The organism is Acetivibrio straminisolvens JCM 21531, assembly GCF_000521465.1.
GTDB classification, from domain to species: Bacteria; Bacillota; Clostridia; order Acetivibrionales; family Acetivibrionaceae; genus Hungateiclostridium; species Hungateiclostridium straminisolvens.
This window is the reverse complement of the sequence record NZ_BAVR01000016.1, coordinates 35,744-61,486: the sequence shown is the minus strand read 5'-3', so window position 1 is coordinate 61,486 and position 25,743 is coordinate 35,744. Positions and strand designations below refer to the sequence as shown.

Here is a 25,743-nt window from a genome sequence, read left to right as displayed (position 1 = left end):
TCTCGCGCCTTGTTACCTCAGCGCGACTTTTACATATTAGCATGTTATTTTTAATTTGTCAACACTTTTTTTGAATTTTTTTATCTGTTTTTAAAATCCTTTTTATTCAGTGCCGTTCATCAGCGACGGCTTTACTAATATACCACCTGCGCTAAATTGTTTCAACCCTTAAATCTCTCATTAAACATAATTATATTAATTTATTAATTAAATTCTTGATTATTCTATGAAATATTTAATAATATCCTCTGTTTTCTCGATGTGTCCTACCGATTCTATATTATTATTGGCCAAAAGTACTGTTGGCCAATAATATAAAGCATTAATATATTTAATAAATATAGTATTATTATTTCCCGAATCGGCTATCTTATACTATTCAGATATTATTTAAGCTTTTTCAATACTATTACTTTGTTTCCCTTTTTATTGAACCTTATCTTATCGCACAAGCTGCTTACAATCAACATCCCCCGTCCGCTTTCTTTAAGATCGCATATATCCGCCATCTCATCGGGACCGCCTTCCTCATCGCATATACATCCGCAGTCGTAGCCCTCACCTTCATCTTCTATAATAAAATAGACAGAATTGCTTGCTGTTATGCCGGCACAAACTTTAACCGACTTTGACGAGTCGTCTTTATTACCGTGTTTTACTGCATTCTGCAAAAGCTCGTTTAATATAACCTTGATTTCAAATAGAATTTCTTCATTTATAGCATCACTCGAGTCGCATAGGAATTTTAATATATCTTTGACCAGAAAACAAATATTCTCCTTTTCGCTTGATACTTTCGAGTTATAAGTTTTTAATGCTTTCAACTTAACTTATCTCCCTTAAAATAATATCTACTCCAATTATAATAATACCCACCATACTATTGTCGTAAACATTACCTTAAACTCCCCATAATGCCGAATTTTTTTAATCATCCCACAGGCATCCTTAAATACGGCCGGCATCCTCAATAAAATCATTTCGCCAGCATTCTTCTAAATTTGTCCAGAACCTTCCTTTCAAGCCTTGAAATATACATTTGCGATACACCCATTTTCTGAGCAATGTCTTTTTGAGTCTCGTTGTTAAAATACCTCATGTTAATAAATTCTTTTTCAACTTCGTTGAATTTGTCAAGGCTCTTTTCAAGGAAATCCCTATTTTCAATTCTTTCGAAGGTTGAATCTTGGTCGCCGATAACTTCATGAAGCTCCAATTCATCATTCGCATATACGCTCTGACTAAAAGACTGGACATTATAAGCGTTGTAGGATTCAATAATTTCAACAACCATTTCTTCACTGATATTTAAGTATTTGGCAAGTTCATCTATTTTAGGTGGCCTCTTTAATTCCTGAGTCAAAAACTCTCTCGCTTGGTTAATCTTCTGATAAACCTCATATATCCTTCTGGGGATCCTGATGACGGAACCTTTGTCCCGAAAATACCTTTTTATTTCGCCAATAATAGTGGGTGTTGCAAAGCTTATAAACTTAACGCCCTTATCAGGATCAAATCTCTCTACAGCTTTTATCAAAGCAATAGAAGCCACCTGATAAATGTCTTCATAATCAATGCCTCTATTTAAAAACTTTTTTGCAAGTATGTCCGAAAGATAAAGATATTTGTTGACTATCTCATTTCTTATTTTTACACTTTTTGTCTCTTTATATTTTTTAAACAACTCTTCGTCATCATTGACTACATTGTTATTGTTTACTGTATCGTCCATCATGGCTATCTATTCCCCTCAAGCACTTTTGACATGGATATTATCCTGTTTGATTTATCACACAGAACCACACTGTCCATCAATGCAGTTATTATGTTTATTGCAAGTCCGTCTTTTTCCTCGTCAAATATACACTTTAATGACGGATCGTCACAAACATAAGAAACATCCAAGGCATTCTCCGAAACATCATATACAATAGTATAACTGTTCGCAATCTCACTGCCTATACTGACTATTTTGCTGCAAACCTCAGATATAGCGACCTTTATGTCTTCAATGGCTTCAATGTCAAAACCTATTCTGCTGCACACGCCCGAAGCAACCAGTCTTGCAACACTGACATATTCAGCTTTAAACGGTAGGGTGAGCTCAATCTTGTCATTTACAGAATTCATTTTTTCACCTCACTATTCAATAACAAAAACTTTATCTAAGCCGGTTATAATAAAAAGCTTTTTAATATTATCCTTCAGGCTGGTTATAACAATCTTTTTTCCGTACTGTTTGGTTTTCTTAAGAGCACCGACAAAAATACCTAGACCTGTGCTGTCAATATAGTTTAACTCCTTGCAATCTATTATCAAATCGGTCTGATTGTTGTCAACTATGCTGTAAAGCTTTTCTTTAAGCTCTTGGGACGTATAAATATCCACCTCTCCAAATAAGCTTAATTTAACAGAATCATTAAGTTCTTCCTGTACAAACTTTAAACCCTCTGACATAAAAAATCCTCCTTCTTTGACATCTATAACGTCAGACAATCTCGTGCCTTTATTTAGAAATATTCTATAATATTATACACTTTATATCATATATATAGCAACTTTATAGATACCCGGCAAACTGTCTCAAGCTAAAAGCAGCGCCAAATAATAAAAGCCCGGAACATCGGTCCCTTCGCTTTTGCCTCTTTCATTTTATTTCAAATGACCAAATAAAATAACAGCTTACATTTAATGTAAACTGTTATTTATATACTAATTTAAATTATATATATTATATATTAATTCAAATTAATATTAAAGACATATTAAATTACTTATTGATTTCTAAAATCTTAAACTTAATAACGCCGTCAGGAACTGAAACCTCAACAACACTTCCCTTCTTTTGTCCGAGAAGTGCCTTTCCCACGGGAGACTCATTGGAAATTTTATATTGAGAAGGGTCTGCTTCCGTAGAACCAACAATATAATATTCGACCTCTTCGTCAAATTCCATATCTAAAACCTTAACCTTAGAACCAATACCCACCATATCTGTTTTTATATCGTCTTCATCTATAACTTTAGCATTTTTTAACATATTCTCAAGCTGAAATATTCTTCCTTCAACATAAGCCTGTTCATTCTTAGCTTCGTCATACTCGGAATTTTCAGATATATCACCAAATGAAAGAGCTTGCTTAATTCTCTCTGCTACCTCTCTTCTTTTCACAGTCTTTAAATTCTCCAGCTCCTGTTCCAACTTTTGCAATCCTTCATACGTTAGAACAACTTCTTTATTTACCATTTGAAGCCTCTTCTTTACTTTGAATTTCGTGTTGATAATATATGCATTTCCTACTTATTTATTCTAAAATTGATATTCCTGAAATATAATCAGCACCGAAATGGTATAACAGCGCTTTAAGCTATGCCATGGAACCACGAATATAAAAGCAATATAAAAATCACTTCTATCAATAGTACGAATGAAATGGAACCAATATCATTAGAACCGTTTGACATTAAAAATCGCCACACTAGCAATAAATTCAATAATACGATTTATTTATATCAATTTTTTATTCATTATAGACTACTAATCTAATATTGTCAATAACCTGTCATCAAAAAAAGTTTTTTATAATACAAATCATGAAATAATTGGAATCAAGCCAAACCCTTCGTTTTCAAACTGCCTTGCAACCTCATCTATTACAGAATAATCAACATCATCGCCTGTTGTGCATGTTCCAATTTTAACCTTGTTTAATAAAATAATCTCCGATAGCTCAATCCTTTTATAAAATTTAAAAACATCCTTTTCCATCATTCTCTCAATTTTTTTCGGCAAAACGATGTCAACAGCATTAATTACAATATCGGAAAACCTTATCTTGTCTGTCTTGACACTTCCATAATTTATAACTGACGCATTGGATTTTATATCTTCGAAATATTAAAATCCCACAAATCGGCCAGATTCACAACCACTTCAGCGTCTTCCATGCCGCTTATCATATTGTCCGTTACCCGCACTGACAGCCCTGTCTCCTCAAAAATATCGTCAGCCATGTTATCTATCGACTCTTTCTTTTTAGTTATTATCGTCAAAAATTTTGAAATACTTGATAACATGTTGATATATGAATACAAAAGATTATTATCCTTTCCATGGATGATTGCCACACTAAGCTCCCTTATATCTTTACCCTTTTTGTCGGAAATCTTCTTTAAAATATTTACCAGAAGAGCTTTATAAAGAAAATGTCCTAAGAAAGGATTTTTAATGCATAAGTCAATATTTAATTCATCCGGGACACTATCGGGAAAAAAGCACTTTTCTATGGAATAGTCAAGACACAGCTTTTTTATAATTTTTTTAAGTCTCCTCATCTTAAAACGGCTCGGTTTTTTAAGTTCGCTCAATCTATAAGGAAGTCTCACCGTAAAAATATTCAGTCCGTCATAAAGCTCTGCTTTCTTTACTGCATCATCGGGAAGCTTTGAACTTACAAGCCTTTTTAATATAATAAATATATTTTTAATTATACCGTTTCTCTTGCCTTCCTTCTCGTCACAAAACAGTATCAAGCCTATATTGCTCATTAAATATCCCATGCCTTCTTTATATTCAAATTTTAATACCATCCTATTTGTGACGAAAGACAAATATTCGTATAAATTAAGGAAATTTATATTGATTGCTCCGGTTCTGCTCAAGCCATTCCTGATAGCTTTCAATTTCCTTTAGATTTTTGTTCAACACATCCCAAATATCCTCGGACACAAAATAGATGCTCCATGCACATGTACCTGCAAGCCTGTATTTTTGTGCCAAGGATGATTTTAAGTTAATTGAATTGGCATCCTCAAGCCAGAGTTTATAAATTGCGTTGTCCTTGGTATATTCGGCGTAGAACTGTCCGCTTTCCTCATCCCATTCTACCTTTGCTTTGTTCTCAATAATGACGTTTTTTGCCTGCTTCATTGTAAGGGCACTGCTCGTCAGCTTCTTTTTGCCGGACTCATCGGTCGCTTCTTTCCACAATCGGGTATAAAAAGGTATGCCCAAAAGCAGCTTTTCCCTGGGTACCCCTTCTTGTTCAAGAACTCTTTTTAATATCTTCTCCTGCCAGCTCACCTGCGCTACCGATCCTGCCACAGGCTTGTACTCCAGTGCTGGTCGTAGGACATATACATTATATAGTCCACAGGCTCACTTAACGCCTTTTTGTCGTAGCATTTTATATCGTTAACATCTACAGATACCACAAGTCCCTGTTCTCTCAACAGAGGAGAAATTTCTCTGACAAACTGTGTAAAAACGTCCCTATCCGAATTATACATATTCTCGAAATCAATATTAATACCGTCAAGCTTGTACAATGCCGCATAAGCCAGTATTTCCTTTATTAGGTTGTCCCTTGCATCGGTATTGTTTAAAAATTTGCTGGTCATTTCGCTGTCGGTAAAATCATTACTTAAAAGGGCCCATACCTGATATCCTTTGCTATGGGCCCAATCGACATACTTTGAATACGCCCTGTTGATTAACTCTCCTTTTTCATTTTTCACCTGAAACCATGTAGGGAAATGACATCAAGCCCTTTCATTTCCCCCAAAGACGAATGGTCTTCTCTTCTTGAATATATCATATCCCACGCAAGATTTATTTTGCCTTTTGGAGGCGCCCAAGCAGGCTTTGCTGTCTTTTCATCAAAAACTTCCTCCACAATCATTCTTTTAACAACCACAAAGCGTTTTTCAATATATCCGATCGCACCATCCAAGTTCTGACCTTATACCATTTGTCATACTCTTCAAATATTCGAAGAGTATTTTCCGAAGTCTCACCGGAAGTTAGATCAAACTTCCTTATAATAGGCTCCCGTACGGAACGCCCTTTTCTCACAACCGCTTGGGACTCAATCGGCTCAGCTATCTGTTTTATACTCTTTTTATAGTCAATAATAACGACATTGCTTTTTTCGATGTATGACACCTCAATGCCATAAAATTCCGCCAAAAACTCAATGGGAATATACACTACGTCATTTTCCACTGTCACAGGGATATTAAGAGTTATCGGTTCGTTATTGACAATTGCATCAAGCTTGTCCGTTTTCATTCTTATTACTCTGTCCTTTGTCGTTATGGTAACCTTACCCAAAGCTTCGTCCCAGAAAATATAAGGATCAAAATACTCTTTAACAATATCAAAGGGTAGAAGTATTTCGCCTTCCAAGAGCTTCGGACCGTTCTTTGAAACTATTTGCTCCCCTCCACCACCAGAATCAATTCTCCTTCAGCAAAAGCGGGAACTACATTGTCATTCGGCTTAAGATAATAAAAGTAATATCCCAATGGAATCGCGGCCAAAACCGCCATTATAAGAACAATCACAAAACAGCCTATAACTTTCTTTTTCATTTTGTTCCCCCATAATCACAAAATATTCATTTATCTAACATTATACAACAAAATTTTTAATTACACACTAAATAAAAAAGGAAGCCTGATTCGGCGTTCCTTTTTCTTCAATACTTATTCGCCTGCGGGTTATTCAAACACCTTACCTGGTATCATCATCTTAATGGATTTCAACATTTTTTCATTCGGCTCAAAAAAAACTACAACTTTTTTGGTTTGTGTCCCGCCATCTTCATCACTCTTTTTTTTAGCGACAAAAGCATAGACGTCCTCAGAATCCAAAGAACTTACCGCAATTATCTTATCTTCTATTTCTTCAACGTATTTGCTTATCTTATCGGAATCTGCTCTGGCAAATATCTCAAATTCTCTGCAATTTACATTTATGATGTTCTTTCTCTTCTTCTTATTGACTATTTTGTCAATATCAAGTTCCCCGTTGGTAAGCGCATATTCAAACTCTACTTTTCTTGATGAAATTATGATATAAGCCAAATATCCGATTGCCGCACACAACAGGAAGGAGGTACCGTAAGGTCCTAAAAAAAATATTATTGCCACACTGAGAATAATTCCCAAACTTATTGTTCCTCCGATAATTAGAGCATCATTAACATCCATCTTTTTCTTTACAATTTTTTCAATAAATATATCCACCTTTATCCTCCCAAGCAAATATGAAATAACTAAATTTAAAGGTACTTTATAATTCTATCTTCAAATTCATTATAAATCAATGGCTTGAACAAAATTTCATCTTCGTTTACAAGGGCAGCAAGAATATCTTCCTCCATAAGTTCTATGGGAAGAATAAGCTGAACTTTCATATCCGGGAAATCCGCTTTTATGTTTTTAACGGTATCCACAACTTCATCATCCAATACGCCGGTATCAATTATCACCAACTTTGGTTTCTCTTCTGTCAAATAGTCAAAATAGAATTTAAAGTTATTTATCACATCGAAATTTTCTGCCCCAAGTTTTATAAGTGATTCCCTGATATCATAGCTTTCATCGATATCAGAGCTGAAAATAGCAATTTTCGTATCAAATCTCATATCGGAAGTTCTTTTGTACTCTCTAAAGGTAGATAAAGACTTGAAATATTTTTCTTCATACTTTGATATTTCGGCATTTAAAATATCCCTGTTTTCTTTATTCATATCTATAAACTGTGCTCCATAGCCAAATTGACCGTTTTCAAAGTCCGATACCCTTAATATTTTTGCAGGTGTAATAACTTCTTTTGACGAATCAAAATTCAACTTGATATCAACTGTAGCGTTATAATCCAATTTTGCATTGGAAATAAACATTGCTCCGCCTTTACTGATATTTTTAACAACAGCATCCTTCCACGGGCTCTTGCATTCTTCACTTATATTCAAATTCATGTTTATTCCGTTTTTTCTTTCTTTTATTCCGGATTTCATATCCACATCAAATCTTATATGTTTTCTTAAGTTATAGTACTTTTTAGCATCGGCATATTTTATCGTTACTGTAACCGGAGCATCTGTGCTTTTATTGTCAATATGCCCGTTTATAATGTATTCGTAACCTTTGCGTTGAAATTTTATAACAGCTTTACTGCCGGCGTCGTCTATCAAAGCGGTCTTTGAAGCATCAACCAAAACATCCACCTGGTCTTCACTGGCATACAGTATCGGAAGCACCGTCCATACATCATCGGTTTCAAATCGCACACGTACAAGATTGGTATATTGCATGATACTAAACAATTCTTCTTTGCTTACGGAAATAACACTCATAATAAATCTCCTTTTAATAGAAAAATGATTTGAGTGTAGGATACTAAACATGATATGAACTGAATTGCCTATATTATATATTTTATAACTTTTGTAAAATAAGTTCAATACCTTGCCAATATTAGCCGGTATTTTTTGAGTTTTATAAGGAATAAAATCGAGTCCCTTCGCTTTTGCCTCTTTCATTTCATTCCAAGAGGCCAAATATAAAATAAGAGAGACCCTTAATTTTGCTAAGGACCTCTCTTTATTACAGAAATTTATGACATGGATTAAATTAGTACATTCCGCCCATGCCGCCGCCCATTCCCGGAGCTGCACCAGCCGGTTCTTTTTCAGGAATATCGGTAACAACACTTTCTGTAGTGAGTACCATTGAAGCAACGGATGCAGCGTTTTGAAGAGCTGATCTTGTCACTTTTGCAGGGTCAACTATTCCTGAATCAATCATGTTAACATATTTTTCATTAAATGCGTCAAATCCAACGCCCAGTTCGCTAGTCTTAACTTTTTCAACAATTACAGAACCTTCAAGACCTGCATTTTCAGCAATTTGTCTAACCGGCTCTTCCAAAGCTCTCAGAATTATCTGTACACCTGTCTTTTCGTCTCCGGATACAGTCTCGAGAACCTTTGCAACTTTCGGAATAACATTTATCAAAGCTGTTCCTCCACCTGCTACTATTCCCTCTTCAACAGCAGCTTTTGTAGCAGCGAGAGCATCTTCGATTCTTAATTTCTTTTCTTTCATTTCTGTTTCAGTTGCAGCACCAACCTGGATTACAGCCACACCGCCGGAAAGCTTTGCAAGTCTTTCTTGCAGTTTTTCTCTGTCAAAGTCGGATGTAGTCTCTTCGATTTGAGACTTGATTGATGCAATTCTCTTTTGAATTTCGCTTTGGCTACCTGCTCCGTCAACGATAATTGTGTTTTCTTTTTGAACTTTAACCTGTCTTGCTCTACCGAGCTGTTCAACAGTAGTATCTTTGAGTTCAAGACCGAGGTCTGATGTGATAACCTGACCGCCGGTAAGGATTGCTATATCCTCAAGCATAGCCTTTCTTCTGTCACCGAAGCCAGGTGCCTTAACAGCAACGCATGTGAATGTTCCTCTTAATTTATTTACAAGAAGTGTTGCAAGAGCTTCGCCTTCAACATCCTCAGCTATAACAACCAGTTTCTTGCCCTGCTGAACTATCTGCTCAAGCAATGGGAGAATGTCCTGTATGTTGCTTATCTTCTTGTCAGTGATGAGGATGTAAGGTTCGTCGAGAACAGCTTCCATCTTTTCAGTATCAGTAACCATGTATGGTGACACATAACCTCTGTCAAACTGCATACCTTCTACTATTTCGAGGTTTGTACCCATTGTCTTTGATTCTTCAACAGTGATAACACCGTCGTTTGTAACCTTTTCCATAGCATCGGCTATCAATTCACCGATAACTTCGTCATTAGCGGAAATTGAAGCAACTCTTGCTATGTCACCTTTTCCTTTAACCTTCTGGCTAATTTCCTTAATGCCTTCAACTGCTGCGTCAACTGCCTTTGCTATACCTCTTTTAAGGAGCATTGGGTTTGCACCGGCAGCAACGTTTTTGAGTCCTTCTCTGATTATAGCTTGTGCAAGAAGTGTTGCTGTAGTTGTACCGTCACCGGCAACGTCGTTGGTCTTTGTAGCAACTTCTTTTACAAGCTGTGCTCCCATGTTTTCAAACGGATCTTCAAGCTCAATTTCTTTAGCAATGGTTACACCGTCGTTTGTAATAATCGGTGAACCGAATTTCTTGTCAAGTACAACGTTTCTTCCCTTAGGGCCAAGGGTAACTTTTACTGTATCTGCCAACTGATTGACGCCTCTTTCCATCGCCCTTCTTGCTTCTTCGCCAAATTTTATTTGCTTTGCCATATGATTAACCTCCTTAGGAATACTTTTTGTAATTTGAATTAACCGGTAATTATAAGCTGTTATTATTCAACTACCGCTAAAATATCGTTTTGTTTGATGATTGTATATTCTTGTCCGTCAAATTTTACTTCGGTACCGGCGTATTTGCTTATAATAACCCTGTCTCCTACTTTTACTTCCATCTTAACTTCTTTTCCGTCTACCACTGTACCGGGGCCTACTGCTACAACTTCAGCTATTTGAGGTTTTTCCTTTGCCGAACCCGGTAAAACAATACCGCTCTTTGTTGTTTCTTCAGTTTCTACCATTTTAACAACTACTCTGTCCGCTAATGGTCTAATATTCATTATTAGTACCTCCTCTTTCGATTTTTTTATTTAAACTTGGTCTATGTATTCATTTATTAGCACTCACCTAAGGTGAGTGCTAATCACAAATATAATATTATTATATTACCCATTTTGTTATCAAACATGCATTTTTCCTAAATTTTATCGTTTTACGGGGATAGGCACCGATTGTCGATAAATAAATTCCGAATTCATTAATTTCCTCAATTTTTCGCTGGAAGTCAGCTGTTTGCATAAGTATTTGACCCTTGTTTTGGTTCAACGGGCAAAAGAACCTTAAACAAATTCTGGGAACCGATATTTATAAACTTAACGGGTCCAATCTCTGCAAAGGCTTTTTTAACCCTTTTCATTCCTAATCCAGACTTCATAAATCTCCTTTTGGAATCTAAAGTCAGAAGCCTTTGATACAGCCATGGATTTCGCCTGTCGGGATTATTCTCTCTTGAAAAACTGTAAACACTGTTGTTGGCAATGAGAGCACCGGGATTGCTGACCTCAATATTCTTATCTTTAACCGTTATTACAATTCCCCTTGTTACATCCAAATAATCCCTGTGAACAAGAGCGTTGGCAATTACCTCTTCTAAGGCATTAAAGGGATAACCTTCTACCTTTATTATACTTCTCATATAACCGGATGCATCGTCCAGCATTTTTAAAATATTCCCGCAAAATATCCGGGTCTCTCCATTGCAAACGACTTTTATATAAACATGGGGAAGATATAAGGAAGGATTTTTTCCAAACAGCAACAATCCCCCTATGGTTGGACTGTACCCCTCTGTCTCCGACTTTTGCCCGATTATACCCAATGCTTCAAGGATGAGGTCGCTGGGATTGTCGCTAAAGACATTCAGTGTTGTAAAGTAGTCTTTAATAAGCCCGAAGTCCAGTTCCTCCATGCCTACATTTTTCAATATCACCGTCTCATAGGTCATAAGGCCGTTTTCCTGAAACAGATTTGCAATCTCGCTTCTTCTGGCTATATCGGTGGTTGAACCTCTTCTTACGTAAAAGGCTCCGTTCTGTATCATTTGATGGGGCTTATGACTGCTTCTGTATACAGTAATAACCCCAACTGTTTTACCTTCTATCTCAACAAAGTCCACCGATATCGGCACAGGCGGGTCACAGCGGTTATAAATTATCTGTTGAATTTGCTCCTCTTTATATCCTTTAGGGTCAATCCCCAATATTTTCTTAGTTTTGTCCTCAATGCCCAAGAGAATATATCCTCGCCCGCCTCTGGAATTGGCCATGGCAATAACATCCTTGGTAAGTTCCTTCTTTTCACTTTCAGTGGATAAATTAAGTTCTTCCTTAAAGTCAAGCTTGGGACCTTCTTCTTTATTCAGCAGGCGCCTAAGCTTATAGCAATCCATCGCCATACCTCCGCGATACTTATTCTACCTTCTTTTCTTCAGCTCCTCATAAATATCATCAAGCTTAACTCCTCTTTCCACCATCAAAACAAGCAGATGATAAATCAAGTCGGATATTTCGTATACAATTTCACCTTTATCCTTGTTCTTTGCTCCGATAATAACCTCTGCCGTCTCTTCTCCTACCTTCTTCAATATTTTATCAAGGCCCTTTTCAAATAAGTAATTTGTATATGAACCTTCCTTAGGATGTATGGTCCTGTCTACTATGACATCATATACTTCCTGAAGTATCTTTGAAGCATCTTTTGAATATACCTTTTGTTCGTCAAAAACCTTGTCGGAGGTTTCCTTCAATTCATCCCCGGACACCTCTCTGTAAAAGCAGGAGTAATGTCCTGTATGGCAAGCAGCCTCGACTTGCTCAACTTTAATAAGAAGTGTATCACCGTCACAATCTATATTTATTGACTTAATAAGCTGAAAATGCCCCGAAGTCTCACCTTTTAGCCACAATTTATTTCTGCTTCTGCTAAAATAATGAACCTTGCCCGTTTCCAAGGATTTTTTCAGAGCCTCCTCATTCATATATGCCATCATCAGGACCTCATTTGTCTTATAGTCCTGCGTAATTACCGGAATCAAACCCCTATCGTCAAATTTCAACTCTTCTAAAATACTTCCCATTTTATTGCCTCCATATCCAATCTACATTCTTACTTCTATCCCGTTCTCCTTTAAATACTTTTTAAGATCCATTATTTCTATTTCTTTGTAGTGGAACAGGGACGCAGCCAGCACAGCATCAGCCTTCCCCTCAACCAGTGCCTCACGGAAATGCTCCATGGTACCTGCACCGCCCGATGCAATAACCGGAATCCTCACGCTTTCCGATACCTTCCTGGTAAGCTCAATATCATATCCTTTTTTGGTACCGTCACAATCCATACTCGTAAGAAGAATTTCCCCGGCACCAAGTTTTTCAGCCTCCAGAGCCCATTCCACAGCATCTTTTCCGGTATTGATTCTTCCACCATTAATGTATACATCCCATCCCGAGTTGTCATCGCGCCTCTTTGCATCAATTGCCACTACCACACACTGACTTCCGAATCGGGATGCAGCTTCCGATATCAGCTCCGGCCTTTTTATCGCGGCTGAATTAACGGATACTTTGTCAGCTCCGGCTTTCAAAATTTCCCGAAAGTCTTCAACGGTTCTTATTCCTCCCCCCACAGTAAAGGGAATAAAAACCTGCTCTGCAACCCTTTTGACTACATCAATCATAATGCTTCTGGCTTCTGCCGAAGCCGTTATATCAAGAAAAGTAAGCTCATCGGCACCGGCTTTGTCGTAAATAGATGCAATTTCAACCGGATCTCCGGCGTCTCTTATATTTACAAAATTGACACCCTTTACTACCCTGCCATTGTGAACATCCAAGCAGGGAATTATTCGTTTTGTTACCATTTCCCTCACTCCTTATTTCGCTACTTCTATAGCTTCCTTCAAATCCAAGCTTCCTGTGTACAATGCCTTTCCAACAATAACGCCGGAAACACCCACGTTCTTCAGATTTCTGATATCCTCCAGGTTGCTTACCCCACCGGAAGCAATTACCTCTATATTCACGGCTTTCACCATTTCTTCCATAGCTTTAAGATTCGGTCCTGCCAACATTCCATCTCTGGATATGTCTGTGTATATTATAGTCTTTGCGCCCAATTCCTCCATCTTTTTGGCAAAACCAATCGCTGTAAATTCGCTGGTTTTTGCCCAGCCCTCTATTGCCACCATACCGTCTTTTGCGTCAATTCCAATGACAATACTGCTCTCAAAAGTCTTTAAAGCTTGTTTTACCAGTTCAGGATTTTTTACTGCCGAAGTTCCCAATATCACGCGGTGAATTCCTTTGCAAAGGAGAGTTTCTATCGTTTCGATAGTTCTTATTCCTCCGCCCAGTTGCACAGGTATACCCAGCTTTACTGCCATTTCGCTTATAATTGGAGTATTGTGAACATTTCCGGTTCTTGCTCCGTCCAGGTCAACCACATGCAAATACTCCGCTCCCATTTTTTCCCACTTTAGCCCCATCTCAACGGGATCGTCGGAATAGACGGTCACCTTGTCGAATTCTCCCTGTACAAGCCTTACACACCTTCCATCCTTAATATCAACGGCTGGATAAATAATCATAATTTTCAACAACCTCCTAAGTTAAACTAAGCACCTTTTAATGAATATTTATTATTAGATATAATTCCCGCAAAATTTCTTAATATTTCAAGTCCAACTTCACCGCTTTTCTCAGGATGGAACTGGGTAGCAAAAACATTCTGTTTTTGTACCGCAACAGAGAAGTTGATGCCATAATTGGTTTTGGCAATAACTATATCCTCATCATCGGTATCGAGATAATAAGAATGAACAAAGTAAACATATGGTTTCGGGGGAAGCCCCTCAAACAACGGAGATTTGTTTTTAAATTCCAGGCAATTCCAGCCATATGGGGCACCTTAAGATTCATGCCAAAGGGTATCAGCTTGATTGCTCCCTTTAGTATTCCAAGGCCTTTGTTGTTCTGTCCGCCTTCTTCGCTGTAGTCAAATAAAAGCTGCATGCCAAGGCAGATACCCAAAAACGGTTTCCCGCTGTCAATAACCTTCTGTATTACTTCAATCATACCGCTTTGAGAAAGGCTGTCCATGGCATCCGCAAAAGCCCCCACTCCCGGAAGAACTACGGAATCTGCATTCAAAATCATCTCTTTATCCGAAGTCGTCTTTGCATCAAAACCAATAAACTGAAATGCTTTCTCAACACTTTTTAAATTTCCTACTCCATAATCTATTACAGCTATCAAATTTGTTCACTCCACATAAAAAATTCAGTATAAACACCCAACACTCCCCTTAATCTAAAAGGGGAGTGTTTCAAGCTACTATACCAGCTTCTTGCCTGTAAGCCTTTCGTAGGCTTCAATGTATTTAAGTTCCGTATTTTTCACTACGTCATCGGGAAGAGCCGGAGCCGGCGGGTTCTTATCCCAGTCAATGGTTTCAAGGTATTCTCTTAAGAACTGCTTGTCAAAGCTTTTTTGAGCTCTGCCGGGTTCATACTCTTTCATATCCCAGAATCTAGAAGAGTCGGGCGTAAACAACTCGTCACCCACTACAATCTTTCCATCCAAAATACCAAATTCAAATTTTGTATCTGCGAGAATAATTCCTTTACTCTCCGCATACTTGCTTGCTTTATCGTATAATGCCAAGCTTATGTCCCTAAGTTTTGTGGCAAGCTCCGTACCTATTGCATTGCAAAGTCCTTCAAAAGACACATTCTGGTCGTGGCCCTCAGATTCCTTTGTGGAAGGTGTGAATATCGGTTCAGGGAGCTTATCGGCCTGTCTTAAACCTTCCGGAAGCTTTATCCCGCATATGCTTCCGGTAGCTTTGTAATCTTTAAGTCCAGAACCTTCAAGGTATCCTCTCACTATGCATTCAGCCGGAATCATCTTCATCTTCTTTACAAGCATGGAACGGCCTTCAAGCTCTTTTTTGAACTTCGAAAGCCCTTCAGGATATTCACTGACATCGGTAGTTATAACATGGTTGTCCACGACATCCTTGGTATAATCAAACCAGAAACTGGAGATGCCGTTCAAAACTTTTCCCTTGTTGGGTATAAGATTCGGAAATACCACATCAAAAGCAGATATCCTGTCGGTAACTACAATTAATAGTTTATCTCCCAAATCATAAACATTTCTTACCTTACCTTTAATAAATAAAGGAAGGTCTATAAAATTTGTGTCTCCTAATAACATTTCCAAAAACCCCTCTTATCTAAATATGTATATTTTTATATGGAACTTATTCACAATATCCCCTTAGTCGACATAACCCCTTCAATTCTGTCATCTTTCCTAGTAGCATCGTCAAGGGCTCTTCCGAAGGCTTTGAACATAGCCTCAATTATATGGTGAGTATTGCTGCCGTATAACGCTTTAATGTGCAGAGTTATACCGGCGTTAAAAGCAACCGCTCTGAAAAACTCCTCAACTAGTTCCGTTTCCATATTGCCTAATCTTTCACATTTAAGCTCGGCATCAAAAACCAGATATGGCCTGCCGCTCAGGTCAAGGGCAACCAGCACCAGCGTTTCATCCATGGGAACAAAGGAAGAACCGTATCTTCTGATGGATTTCTTTTCTCCCAGTGCCTGGTTTATCGCCTGGCCAAGTACAATTCCCACATCCTCAACGGTATGATGGGCATCAACCTCCAAATCGCCCTTTGCCTTTACATCCAAGTCAAAAAGGCCGTGTCTTGCAAACAAATTAAGCATATGATCCAAAAACCCAACTCCCGTAGTGATATTGCCTTTGCCGGAACCGTCAATGTTTATGCTCAGAGATATATCGGTCTCACCGGTTTTTCTGCTTATTTCAGACTTTCTACTCATCAAATTGCCTCCGAAGTATATATTAAATTCCTATCGGTATTAAACAGATAAGCTATTTTAATTCTACCATTTCTATAGAAAATCGCAACTATAATGTTAATTAAAAATTATTAATAATGTCGAAAAATTCCTCCAAGAAAATATCATTTTGCTCTTTGGTTCCCACAGTTATTCTGATGCAGTCGCAAAGCATCGGATCATTGGGAAAACTTCGAATTAATATCCCCCGCTTTTCAAGCTCCTTGCTTATTTCCTCTGCTCTAGGCACCTTAATAAGTATATAATTTGCACAGGAGGGATAAATATATACATCCTTTGCCTTTTTCAAAGCGGCCTCCAACTCTCCCCTCCGGTCAATCAAATACTGTATCATCTTCTGCATCTCATTCTGCTCCTCAAACACCATTTGTGCTATAAGCTGGGTCAAAGAGCTTATATTGTAAGTCGGCCGTATTTTGTTTATCTCATTTGCAATCTCGGGACCGCTTACCGAATAGCCGCACCTTGCCCCTGCAAGAAGATATGCTTTGGAGAAAGTACGCAGCACCACAAGATTTTCATACTTCTTTACAAGAGGTATTGCACTCTGAGAACAAAATTCGGCATATGCTTCATCAACAACAATAATTGAGTTATTGCACTCTTTTGCTATTCTTTCAATATCCTCTAGAGAAATGAGGTATCCTGTAGGGTTGTTGGGATTGCAAAGGAAAACCACCTTGGCCTTTTCTTTTTTTACAGCGGCAATAAATTCATCAGTATCAAAGAGAAAATCCCTTTCCTTGTCTAGGGGAACTGCCACCGGCGCACCGCCTGCTATCAGGGTATTTATTTTATACATTGAGAATGTGGCCAAGGATATACCACCTTTTCGCCTGTACCCACAAACACTGTTATTATCATCTGAATAAGCTGATTGGATCCGGTGCCTACAACAACTTCATCCGGTTCAACATTCCAGTGCTTTGCAATGGTCTTTCTAAGCTCCACGGACTCATTATCAGGATAGATATTCAAACCCGGTCCCTTTAAAAAGTAATCTGCCAGTTTTTTTCTGATGCTTTCGGGAAGCTCAAAGGGGCTTTCGTTTGCGTCAAGCTTTATTCTGTAAGGAATCTGATGGGAAACATACGGCACTAATTTTTGTAATTCAGGTCTTACCAAATCTCTAATCATTGTACATTACCCCCTTTTTCATATGCATCCAAAATATTTTTTATACACTTTTACTTACTGTATTTATTGCTTACTATTTTCACTGACTCTCTTTTTTATTTACCCTGATTGCCTTGAAACCTTATCCTTATAGCATTTGCATGGGCTCCCAATCCTTCGGATTCGGCAAAAAGTATGACATCGTCCTTAACCTTAGAAAGAGCATCCTTTGAATAGGAAATAATGCTGCTCTTCTTCATGAAGTCCGACAGATTAAGGGGTGAAAAGAATCTTGCCGTACCGCTTGTGGGAAGTACATGGTTAGGTCCTGCAAAATAATCCCCCAAGGACTCTGTTGAATAATTTCCGAGGAATATCGCTCCGGCATTTTTTATATTACCCAGTGCCGAAAAAGGATCTTCTATGCAAAGCTCCAGATGTTCCGGTGCAATCCTGTTCACAACCGCCACAGCGTCTTTCAGACTCTCAACAATAATTATCGCCCCATAGTCATCTATCGACTTTCTGGCTATCTCCCTTCTTTTCAAAGCCGCAAGCTGCACCTCCAGCTCTCTCTGAACCTCTTTTGCAACGCTCTCTGAGGTTGTAACCAAAATGGATGAAGCCAGCGCATCATGCTCTGCCTGGGATAAAAGGTCTGCCGCCACAAACACCGGATTTGCCGTCTCGTCGGCAACCACCATAATCTCGCTGGGCCCAGCTATCATATCGATATCGCAATAGCCGTATACCGTTCTTTTTGCCATTGCCACATAGATGTTTCCCGGTCCCACAATCTTATCCGCCTTCGGTATTGTCTCCGTGCCAAACGCCAAGGCTGCTATGGCCTGGGCACCTCCTACTTTATATATTTCATCGACTCCAGCCTCATTTGCAGCCACCAATATGGCAGGATTTATCTTCTCATCCTTCCCCGGAGGCGTAGTAATTACAACTTTGCTTACACCGGCAACCTTTGCAGGCATTGTGCACATAAGAACCGATGAAGGGTAGGCCGCTGTCCCTCCGGGAACATACACACCCACAATCTCTAGGGGTCTTGAGAGCTGTCCTACAATTACCCCTTCCGTATCGGTGGAAAACCAGGATTTCTCCTTCTGCTTTTCATGAAATCCCTGATATTGTCCCTCGACTTTTTTATCACTTCAATAAGCTTGGGGTCAACCTTGGTATACGCCTCTTTTATCTCTTCCTCTGTAACCCTTAACTTATCGGAAGTAAGCTGAGCCTTGTCGAACATAGCAGTATACTCCAGAACGGCCTTGTCGCCATTTCGCCGCACATTTCCCACTATCTCCTCCACACGGTCCAAAACATCTTTATGCTCCAACTGGCTTCTTGACGCAAGGCTTTCAAATATGCTGCTGTCTTTGCCGCATCTTAAATCGATAAGCTTTATCATCTATCTCACCTCTTTTCCAATTCCTTTCGTATTCCCTCTATTATTGCATTGATTCTTTCGCTCTCCATCTTCATACTTACCCTGTTTACCACAAGTCTTGCACTTATATCCGCAATTGTGTCTAGCACCACAAGTCCGTTTTCCTTTAAGGTTCTGCCGCTCTCCACAAGGTCCACTATTACTTCGGAAAGTCCCACCAAAGGTGCCAGCTCAATGGATCCGTTTAACTTTATAACCTCAATGGACTCTTTCCTTTTGTGCTCAAAATACTCCCTTGCTATCCTGGGGTACTTTGTAGCCACTCTTTTGTTGGTGAGCTGGTCAAGCTTTCCCATTAGCTCCGCCGGGCCTGCCACCACCATTTTACAAGCAGCAAATCCAAGGTTTAATACTTCATAAAGGTGTCTTCCCTCTTCCAGCAGCGTATCTTTTCCCACAATACCTATGTCTGCTGCTCCATACTCCACATATGTAGGCACATCACTGGGTTTTGCAAGAAAGAATTTGATTTTGTTTTTTTCGTCAGTCAGAATCAGCTTTCTTGATGAACTTTTAAGCTCCGTACAATCTATTCCTATGGCTTCAAACAACTCCACCGACATATCGGTAAGTCTTCCCTTTGAAAGTGCTATCGTCAAATATCTCATTTCCTACCCTCCTTAGCTCATGCCTTTAAAAGCTCACTTATGGTCACTTTTGAGACCTCACCCTTTTCAAGGTTATGAACCTCTATGTTTTCATCATCAAGAACCTTCAATATGCCTCCTATGTCCTTTAAAGCCGCATAATTTCTGGCCGTGTCGAAATCTCCTCCGTTTATATCCATTTCCACGACTAGTCCTTGTTTTCTCAAGGTTTCACATATTTGAAACGCTGTCTTTCTTCCCTCTTCCATGCAGTAAACAAGAGTATCAATTCTGGGTTTTTCAAATTCAATTTTCTGCCTGTCAAGGGCCATCATCACCATATTGATTCCCATGGAAAAGCCCGTAGCGGGGCTGCTCTTTCCAAATTTCTCCACCAGTCTGTCATACCTTCCGCCGCTTAATATCGGAAATCCAACTCCGTAGGTAAAACCTCTGAAAATGGTACCGGAATAGTAATTGAGACTTTGCACCATACCCAAATCCACCGAAACATATTTGGAAAGTCCATAATCATCCAATATATTGATAATGCTTCTTAAGTTGTTCAATGCTTTAATTGAGCGCTCATTTATAGGATACTTTTCCACCCTGTCAATAACATCTGTTGAGCCGAATAATTTAGGAAGGTCTAATATTAGCTCTTTAAGATCATCCCTGATATTGTGCTCCTCAACCAATTCCTCAATTCCCAAAAAGTCCTTCCGGTCTATAAGCACCCTCATCTTCTCCGTCTCTTCTTCCGAAAGGCCGGTTTCCTCCATCAACCCTTTAAAAAACTCCACCTGACCGATATCAATCTGGAAATTTTCAAGTCCTGTAGCCTTTAAAGCATCAATTGCCGTAGCTATAACCCCGGCATCCGCTCCGGAGTGTTTACTCCTATTATTTCAACACCGGCCTGGGTAAACTCCTTCTGCTTTCCTCCGCCAAGTTCGTTATATTTAAAAGCATTGCCTATATAGGAGATTCTCAAGGGATAAGCCGCATCTTTAAGCTTAGTAGCCGCAACTCTGGCAATAGGTATTGTTATATCCGGTCTTAAAACCAGAATTCTTCCTTGCTGGTCAAAAAATTTAAACATGGTTTCCTGAGGAATTATATTCTCTTCGGTAGAAAAGACGTCATAAAACTCCACAATCGGAGTCTCTACCTCATAGTAACCGCTGGCCCGAAATACTTTTCTAATCCGATCCTCCAGGTTTTCTTAAAGAAACATTCATTTTGCAGTATATCCTGAACACCTTCTGGAGTATATATCTTCCACTCTGCCAATTCAAACACCTCACTTTATTACTTTATCATGCTAAAGTTATAAATTGATGAATTAAAGTTATTATAATTCATACGGATTAATTTGTCAATCAGAAAAATGAAGTAAAGAAAAATATATCTTCTATATTTTTTCGCATGAATAAAATGTATTTATTAAATATCCGGAAGTAATTTTCCCAGTCAAAAAAAATTTTTGGTTTCGAACTTATATTGTGATAAAGTTTAATCCTTATGATTGCTTTTAAGAACATATTTAAAACAGTATTTTTAAAAGAAGGGGGATAAATTATGAAGGCATCGAAAGTTGTACAAAAGGGTATTTTTTACTTAGTGATTTTTTCATTGATCGTCTCATGTATCGCAATTTCAACAACCGCTGCAAATGCCGGAAAATTGGGAGACATAAACAGTGACGGTTCAATCAATTCTACCGATGTGTCTATATTAAAAAGACATATTCTAAGACAAAACATACTTACAGGGACAGCATACTCCAATGCTGATACCGACGGAGACGGGAATGTAACCTCCATCGACTTAAGCTATTTGAAAAGATATGTATTGCGCCTTATATCTTCTTTCCCGGGTGAAATCCCAAATCCGACACCTTCACCAACCCCAACGCCGTCAAATAATCTCAACATACCTTGGGATTGGGCCGGAATCATAGGCACGGGTCAAAGTCTCTCCGTAGGAACTACTCCAATTTTATCTTCGACCCAGCCTTACAACAATCTTAAGCTCTCTTTGGGCAACCTAAGGGTTCCTCCCTACGATGCCAACAGCAGTGAACTGAAGCTGGTTCCCCTTACCGAACCTATTCGCAACCTTGCAATGGGCTTCCCGTCTGCCTACCCAGGGAATTTATATGGTGAAACCCCCCATACTGCAATGGCGAACCAAATAACTGCAATGGTAAAAGCTGCAGGCGGAAACGACTATATTTCAGTACATACGGTAGTAGGTGAATCCGGTCAGGGCATGTCTGTAATCAAAAAAGGTGCCACTGATACGGGAAATACCGGCCGTGCTTATGCGGCATCAATATTTGAAGTTACTGCAATCAACCGCTTGGCAAAAGCCTCGGGAAAAACCTACGGTGTGGGAGGCATCATCCTAACCCACGGCGAAACCGATTGCGGTAATCCCAACTACGAAAATGAGCTACGCCAATTGTGGTCGGATTATAACCGGGACATAAAGGCTATAACCGGACAAACCCAAAATATCCCGATGTTTGTTGTGCAGCAACACTCCTACCCAAGTACGGGAACTTCCGCTTCTACCTTGGCTCAATGGAAAGCGGGTGTCGATTACCCCGGTGATATAATCTGCATAGGTCCCAATTATCAGCGTTATTTCGGAGGCGATAACGTCCATTTGACTTCCGCCGGATATCAACATTTGGGCGAAAAGTACGGTCAGGTCTATTATGAAAAGGTTGTTCTAGGTAAAGACTGGAAACCTCTTCAACCTATAAAAGCCACAAAAAACGGAAGAACCATCACTGTAGACTTCCATGTACCGGTACCACCCCTTGTTTGGATAATACACTCCCGGCACCGAACCAAAGCACCTTGACCGAATGGAGAAACGGTAAAGGCTTCGAGGTCACTGCCAGCGGTTCAAGAGTCACAATAAGTTCGGTTGAAATCTCGGGAAATTCGGTAATTATAACCTGTGCCAATGAACTACCCGCTTGGGGTGTAAAAGTTGGCTATGCCTTTACCGGCGGAAAAGCAAGACCTAATGGAACGTACCGCTGGGGTTTGCTCCGCGACTCAGATCCCTTTAAAGGAAGGTCCGGTTTGGCACAGCCTAATTTCTGTGTATCTTTCGAAATGGCTGTTAACTAAAGGAGCATTAAATAAGCAAAAGCCTAAGGGCATCGATCCCATTCGCTTTTTAGCAATTTCACTGCGTGAAATCCGGGTAAATGTAAAGATAAATATTAAAGCATAAGTACAGAGCCTGTAAATACTCCGCCTAGCCAAGCAAAAACCACTTCGTCAGAATGGTTGCGCCCCTTTCCCGCGACGTATTAACAGGCTCTTAACTTACTTCATAATGTTTCTTTTACATTTTTCTTTGCTTAAATAACATGTTTAAAAATAACATGCTCTGGCATAAAATCAGCATCATACAAGGCAGATTAGGCACCCGGCTTTTTTATATACAAAACAAAATTTGAAAAAGTATAGTATTTATTAAACTCCTTTTCTGTTAAAAGCAATTTTCCTTTTAACGGATCACCGACAACAAAACGGTCTCCTTCCTTGCCTAAAATAGTTATAAAATGGCCTATTCTGCCGTTAATAAAAGTTCCGATTATAGACGGTACCGGTACATCTTCCAAACTGTTTTTGTATGACACTTCAGTTTTAAGTCCGTTCTTTTCGGCATACCTGATTAAATACCAATTCTCCGTACCGCTTGAACTGGAAAAGGATGCCCTTGCAATCTCTTCTTCACTTTTTGATATCCCATAATAATTAAAAATTGTCGCTAAAGCAGAAGGACCACATGTTGAACCTGTAGATTGCAAACACACTCCATCTTTCCATCGGTCTTGAAACTGAGAATTCCGGCTTACAGGTCTTATAATCGGTTTAATGAAAGGTACTATAATTAAAAGCATGCAGATAACGAAAATGTATTTATTTAAAGCTTTTAATTTAATCTTTCCAAGCTTCCATCTTTGAAAGTTACAAATCCAAAGAAAATGCCAATTAGGGATGATAACAATTCAATATTGTCAATTGCCCTAAATTTAATATACCATATAGGTTCATTTATAAAATGCATATAATATGCCGTAAACAGAAAGTTCGGAATACAAAAGAAGATGAACAACAAACCCAAAAGAATCCTGACGGGTTTTCCATTCACCACCCTTGAAACTCTTTGCCCTATAATAAAAAGTATAATACCGATTATTACAGCCGGAAATATTGCAAGGTTAAAATACATTTTGAAACCCCTTTTTATTGCTTTTCAATATATTATATCAAATTTTGGACTCCGGAAAATATCAAAAAAACAATCCTCATTCCCAAAATCAATTTAGGCTGTACCGGGAGTAGCCCTAGCACAGCCTAAATTAAACAATCCTATAAAAACCTAAATGTCCTCTATTTTATCTCTACCTCGTATCCGTCTTTTTCTATCTCACAATCCTCACTTGTAACAACAATGTATGCCTTCAAATACTTCGCCTTTCCAATAACATCTTTATGGCTTTCCATATCAAGCTCTTCTTCAAATTCCACTGTCTTTCCTGCACCTATCACTGTCTCGGTCTCCATCATCATAAACAGTTTGTCGGCGGACCACGTATAAATTATTTCTTTATTTTTATCCAACAGTTTGAAATCAAACTTTTGCCCTGACATGTGGTTGATTGTTATATCCTTATCGGATGCATTTTTTAACTTGAGCTTCATCGTAAAAGTCTTTTCGCCTTTTTCATATCCCGGCACAACTAAAAGGCTATTTTCTTTACTCTCTGTTATTTCTACCTCGTATCCGTCTTTTTCTATCTCACAATCCTCACTTGTACCAACAATGTATGCCTTCAAATACTTCGCCTTTCCAATAACATCTTTATGGCTTTCCATATCAAGCTCTTCTTCAAATTCCACTGTCTTTCCTGCACCTATCACTGTCTCGGTCTCCATCATCATAAACAGTTTGTCGGCGGACCATGTATAAATTATTTCTTTATTTTCATCCAGCAATTTAAAGTCAAACTTTTGGCTTGATGTATGGTTGATTATTATATCCTTATCGGATGTATTTTTTAACTTGAGCTTCATTGTAAAAGTCTTTTCGTTTTTCTCATAACTTGGTACTATCTCAAGCTTATTATCCTTTTCTTCTTTTAGATTTAAATAATATCCGTCCTCATTTATTTCAAAGTCCTCACTGCTTCCTACTATCATGCTTTAAAATAATATACCTTGCCGCTGATTTCCTCGTAGGTCTTGGCATCTATCACTTCAGAAAACTCCACCGTTTTTCCAGAAGGAATATGGGTCTCTGTAAGGATCATGGTAAAGCTTTTTCCTTCCGACCACCTGTATACCTCTTCTTTTTTATCGTCCAGGAGCACAAAGTCATACTTTTGTCCGGAACCATGGATAATCACAACTTCATTCTTTCCGCTGTTTTTAATTGTCAGCGTCATTTTATATCCATCTTTGTCTTTTACGAACGAAGGAGTTACCTCAACTGCGTCCTTCACATCTTCTTTTAATGACTGCATTAGCTTTTCCAGTACTATCATAGCTTCCGCTCTTGTGCTGAGTCCTTCGGGAACAAATTTTCCGTTACCCCTTCCTTTCACAAATCCCAGCTTATAAGCATACTTTACCGAGTTTTTATACTGCTCTTTGATACTCTCCTCATCGTCAAAATAGCCGACCTCCCCATCAAAATCACCCAAAACAGCATTAAGCTTGTACTTATATGTATTTACAAGATAATGCACCATTTCCTCACGGGTTATAAGGTCGTTGGGTCTGAACTTTCCTCTGTCGTCAACAATGTTTAAAGATGCCATGTCATAAAGCGGTGAAGCATACCAGTCTTCATTTTTTACGTCACTGTAAAACTCATTGATGTCCGGAGCTTTAAAATAATTAATTTCAATTTCCGCTACCTTGTGCAAAGCCACAACAAATTCCGACCGTTTTATCTCCCTATCCGGCAAAAACATACCGTCGCCAACACCTTTAACTATTCCCAGGTCTGCCATTTTTTCAATTGTGCTTTTTGCCCAGTGCCCCGAAATGTCGGAAAAAACTTCTGCGCGTGCCATCGCTGTTACACTTGTCAACATAATGCCGAGTACCAACATGATTGCCAGTATTCTTTTCATCTTTATTACCTCCTCTTGTTTTTTGGATAATCAATACTGTCTTTATCCACATTTTTCTGTTTTGAATAGTTAGACGCAATCATGTTTATTTTGGTTCGCCCATTATGATAAAATA

General features: G+C 38.7%; 27 protein-coding genes and 5 pseudogenes. 1 reads left to right on the top strand and 31 read right to left on the bottom strand.

Annotated elements, in window-relative coordinates:
• Window positions 1-386: 386 nt before the first annotated feature.
• The 27 genes and pseudogenes from JCM21531_RS06255 to hisZ form a co-directional block, all read right to left on the bottom strand.
• Window positions 387-824, bottom strand: coding sequence for an ATP-binding protein (locus JCM21531_RS06255; protein ID WP_038288370.1), 438 nt, complete (start codon window positions 822-824; stop codon window positions 387-389).
• A gap of 152 nt (window positions 825-976) precedes the next feature.
• The gene (locus JCM21531_RS06250; protein WP_038288369.1) at window positions 977-1,735 is read right to left on the bottom strand and encodes a SigB/SigF/SigG family RNA polymerase sigma factor; all 759 of its coding nucleotides are present in this window, start codon (window positions 1,733-1,735) and stop codon (window positions 977-979) included.
• A 2-nt stretch (window positions 1,736-1,737) separates the two neighbouring features.
• Window positions 1,738-2,130, bottom strand: a complete 393-nt coding sequence (locus JCM21531_RS06245) for an ATP-binding protein (RefSeq protein ID WP_038288368.1) — start codon at window positions 2,128-2,130, stop codon at window positions 1,738-1,740.
• A gap of 12 nt (window positions 2,131-2,142) precedes the next feature.
• Window positions 2,143-2,457 carry an STAS domain-containing protein gene (locus JCM21531_RS06240; RefSeq protein WP_038288366.1) on the bottom strand — a complete coding sequence of 105 codons (315 nt, stop codon included), beginning with the start codon at window positions 2,455-2,457 and terminating at the stop codon, window positions 2,143-2,145.
• Window positions 2,458-2,770: 313 nt separating this feature from the next.
• On the bottom strand, window positions 2,771-3,247 hold the full coding sequence (gene greA / locus JCM21531_RS06235; RefSeq protein WP_038288364.1) for a transcription elongation factor GreA: 477 nt from the start codon (window positions 3,245-3,247) through the stop codon (window positions 2,771-2,773).
• A gap of 345 nt (window positions 3,248-3,592) precedes the next feature.
• Window positions 3,593-3,793 (bottom strand): hypothetical protein, encoded by a 201-nt coding sequence (locus JCM21531_RS20965; protein ID WP_243467312.1) that lies wholly within the window; start codon window positions 3,791-3,793, stop codon window positions 3,593-3,595.
• An 89-nt stretch (window positions 3,794-3,882) separates the two neighbouring features.
• A complete protein-coding gene (locus JCM21531_RS06230) occupies window positions 3,883-4,560 on the bottom strand; it encodes a hypothetical protein (protein ID WP_243467311.1) in 678 nt (225 codons plus the stop codon).
• A gap of 64 nt (window positions 4,561-4,624) precedes the next feature.
• On the bottom strand, window positions 4,625-5,104 hold the full coding sequence (locus JCM21531_RS23595; RefSeq protein WP_279378990.1) for a glycosyl hydrolase family 18 protein: 480 nt from the start codon (window positions 5,102-5,104) through the stop codon (window positions 4,625-4,627).
• A complete protein-coding gene (locus tag JCM21531_RS23590) occupies window positions 5,089-5,517 on the bottom strand; it encodes a glycosyl hydrolase family 18 protein (RefSeq protein ID WP_279378989.1) in 429 nt (142 codons plus the stop codon). Before JCM21531_RS23590 ends, JCM21531_RS23595 begins: the two co-directional genes overlap by 16 nt.
• Window positions 5,514-5,696 carry a hypothetical protein gene (locus tag JCM21531_RS20955; protein ID WP_243467310.1) on the bottom strand — a complete coding sequence of 61 codons (183 nt, stop codon included), beginning with the start codon at window positions 5,694-5,696 and terminating at the stop codon, window positions 5,514-5,516. The genes JCM21531_RS23590 and JCM21531_RS20955 overlap by 4 nt, the downstream gene beginning before the upstream one ends.
• Window positions 5,678-6,187: a copper amine oxidase N-terminal domain-containing protein gene (locus JCM21531_RS20950; RefSeq protein ID WP_243467309.1), complete on the bottom strand. Its 510-nt coding sequence runs from the start codon at window positions 6,185-6,187 to the stop codon at window positions 5,678-5,680. Before JCM21531_RS20950 ends, JCM21531_RS20955 begins: the two co-directional genes overlap by 19 nt.
• Window positions 6,188-6,210: 23 nt before the next feature.
• Window positions 6,211-6,372: a hypothetical protein gene (locus JCM21531_RS20945; protein ID WP_243467308.1), complete on the bottom strand. Its 162-nt coding sequence runs from the start codon at window positions 6,370-6,372 to the stop codon at window positions 6,211-6,213.
• 129 nt (window positions 6,373-6,501) lie between these two features.
• Complete coding sequence (locus tag JCM21531_RS06220; RefSeq protein WP_038288362.1) at window positions 6,502-7,029, bottom strand: DUF6106 family protein; 528 nt, start codon at window positions 7,027-7,029, stop codon at window positions 6,502-6,504.
• Window positions 7,030-7,064: 35 nt separating this feature from the next.
• A complete protein-coding gene (locus JCM21531_RS06215) occupies window positions 7,065-8,144 on the bottom strand; it encodes a PilZ domain-containing protein (RefSeq protein ID WP_038288354.1) in 1,080 nt (359 codons plus the stop codon).
• 277 nt (window positions 8,145-8,421) lie between these two features.
• On the bottom strand, window positions 8,422-10,053 hold the full coding sequence (groL, locus tag JCM21531_RS06210; RefSeq protein ID WP_038288353.1) for a chaperonin GroEL: 1,632 nt from the start codon (window positions 10,051-10,053) through the stop codon (window positions 8,422-8,424).
• A gap of 62 nt (window positions 10,054-10,115) precedes the next feature.
• A complete protein-coding gene (groES, locus tag JCM21531_RS06205; RefSeq protein ID WP_038288352.1) occupies window positions 10,116-10,400 on the bottom strand; it encodes a co-chaperone GroES in 285 nt (94 codons plus the stop codon).
• Between the two features lie 224 nt (window positions 10,401-10,624).
• Window positions 10,625-11,788 (bottom strand): RNA/DNA-binding domain-containing protein, encoded by a 1,164-nt coding sequence (locus tag JCM21531_RS06200; RefSeq protein ID WP_038288349.1) that lies wholly within the window; start codon window positions 11,786-11,788, stop codon window positions 10,625-10,627.
• Window positions 11,789-11,812: 24 nt separating this feature from the next.
• Complete coding sequence (gene hisIE / locus JCM21531_RS06195; RefSeq protein ID WP_038288346.1) at window positions 11,813-12,475, bottom strand: bifunctional phosphoribosyl-AMP cyclohydrolase/phosphoribosyl-ATP diphosphatase HisIE; 663 nt, start codon at window positions 12,473-12,475, stop codon at window positions 11,813-11,815.
• A 21-nt stretch (window positions 12,476-12,496) separates the two neighbouring features.
• On the bottom strand, window positions 12,497-13,258 hold the full coding sequence (hisF, locus tag JCM21531_RS06190) for an imidazole glycerol phosphate synthase subunit HisF (protein ID WP_038288343.1): 762 nt from the start codon (window positions 13,256-13,258) through the stop codon (window positions 12,497-12,499).
• A 12-nt stretch (window positions 13,259-13,270) separates the two neighbouring features.
• Window positions 13,271-13,984, bottom strand: coding sequence for a 1-(5-phosphoribosyl)-5-[(5-phosphoribosylamino)methylideneamino]imidazole-4-carboxamide isomerase (gene hisA / locus JCM21531_RS06185; RefSeq protein ID WP_038288341.1), 714 nt, complete (start codon window positions 13,982-13,984; stop codon window positions 13,271-13,273).
• 26 nt (window positions 13,985-14,010) lie between these two features.
• Window positions 14,011-14,651 (bottom strand): annotated as a pseudogene (hisH, locus tag JCM21531_RS06180) (imidazole glycerol phosphate synthase subunit HisH).
• A 78-nt stretch (window positions 14,652-14,729) separates the two neighbouring features.
• On the bottom strand, window positions 14,730-15,614 hold the full coding sequence (locus JCM21531_RS06175; protein ID WP_038288379.1) for a phosphoribosylaminoimidazolesuccinocarboxamide synthase: 885 nt from the start codon (window positions 15,612-15,614) through the stop codon (window positions 14,730-14,732).
• A gap of 50 nt (window positions 15,615-15,664) precedes the next feature.
• On the bottom strand, window positions 15,665-16,252 hold the full coding sequence (gene hisB, locus JCM21531_RS06170) for an imidazoleglycerol-phosphate dehydratase HisB (protein WP_038288339.1): 588 nt from the start codon (window positions 16,250-16,252) through the stop codon (window positions 15,665-15,667).
• Between the two features lie 100 nt (window positions 16,253-16,352).
• Window positions 16,353-17,428, bottom strand: a pseudogene (hisC, locus tag JCM21531_RS06165) (histidinol-phosphate transaminase).
• Window positions 17,429-17,523: 95 nt separating this feature from the next.
• A pseudogene (hisD, locus tag JCM21531_RS06160) lies at window positions 17,524-18,830 on the bottom strand (histidinol dehydrogenase).
• Window positions 18,831-18,835: 5 nt separating this feature from the next.
• A complete protein-coding gene (gene hisG, locus JCM21531_RS06155) occupies window positions 18,836-19,477 on the bottom strand; it encodes an ATP phosphoribosyltransferase (protein ID WP_038288337.1) in 642 nt (213 codons plus the stop codon).
• A gap of 17 nt (window positions 19,478-19,494) precedes the next feature.
• Window positions 19,495-20,749: pseudogene (gene hisZ / locus JCM21531_RS06150) on the bottom strand (ATP phosphoribosyltransferase regulatory subunit).
• A 288-nt stretch (window positions 20,750-21,037) separates the two neighbouring features.
• Between hisZ and JCM21531_RS06145 the strand changes: the two are divergent.
• Window positions 21,038-22,605: pseudogene (locus tag JCM21531_RS06145) on the top strand (dockerin type I repeat-containing protein).
• A gap of 296 nt (window positions 22,606-22,901) precedes the next feature.
• On the opposite strand, the gene JCM21531_RS20935 reads toward JCM21531_RS06145, so the two are convergent.
• The 4 genes from JCM21531_RS20935 to JCM21531_RS20920 all read right to left on the bottom strand — a co-directional run bounded on the left by JCM21531_RS20935 (window position 22,902) and on the right by JCM21531_RS20920 (window position 25,628).
• Window positions 22,902-23,387: a C39 family peptidase gene (locus JCM21531_RS20935; RefSeq protein WP_243467305.1), complete on the bottom strand. Its 486-nt coding sequence runs from the start codon at window positions 23,385-23,387 to the stop codon at window positions 22,902-22,904.
• Between the two features lie 32 nt (window positions 23,388-23,419).
• Window positions 23,420-23,719, bottom strand: a complete 300-nt coding sequence (locus JCM21531_RS20930; protein ID WP_243467304.1) for a hypothetical protein — start codon at window positions 23,717-23,719, stop codon at window positions 23,420-23,422.
• A 161-nt stretch (window positions 23,720-23,880) separates the two neighbouring features.
• Window positions 23,881-24,690 carry a BsuPI-related putative proteinase inhibitor gene (locus JCM21531_RS20925; protein WP_243467303.1) on the bottom strand — a complete coding sequence of 270 codons (810 nt, stop codon included), beginning with the start codon at window positions 24,688-24,690 and terminating at the stop codon, window positions 23,881-23,883.
• Window positions 24,687-25,628: an S-layer homology domain-containing protein gene (locus JCM21531_RS20920; protein ID WP_243467302.1), complete on the bottom strand. Its 942-nt coding sequence runs from the start codon at window positions 25,626-25,628 to the stop codon at window positions 24,687-24,689. Before JCM21531_RS20920 ends, JCM21531_RS20925 begins: the two co-directional genes overlap by 4 nt.
• Between the last annotated feature and the right edge of the window lie 115 nt (window positions 25,629-25,743).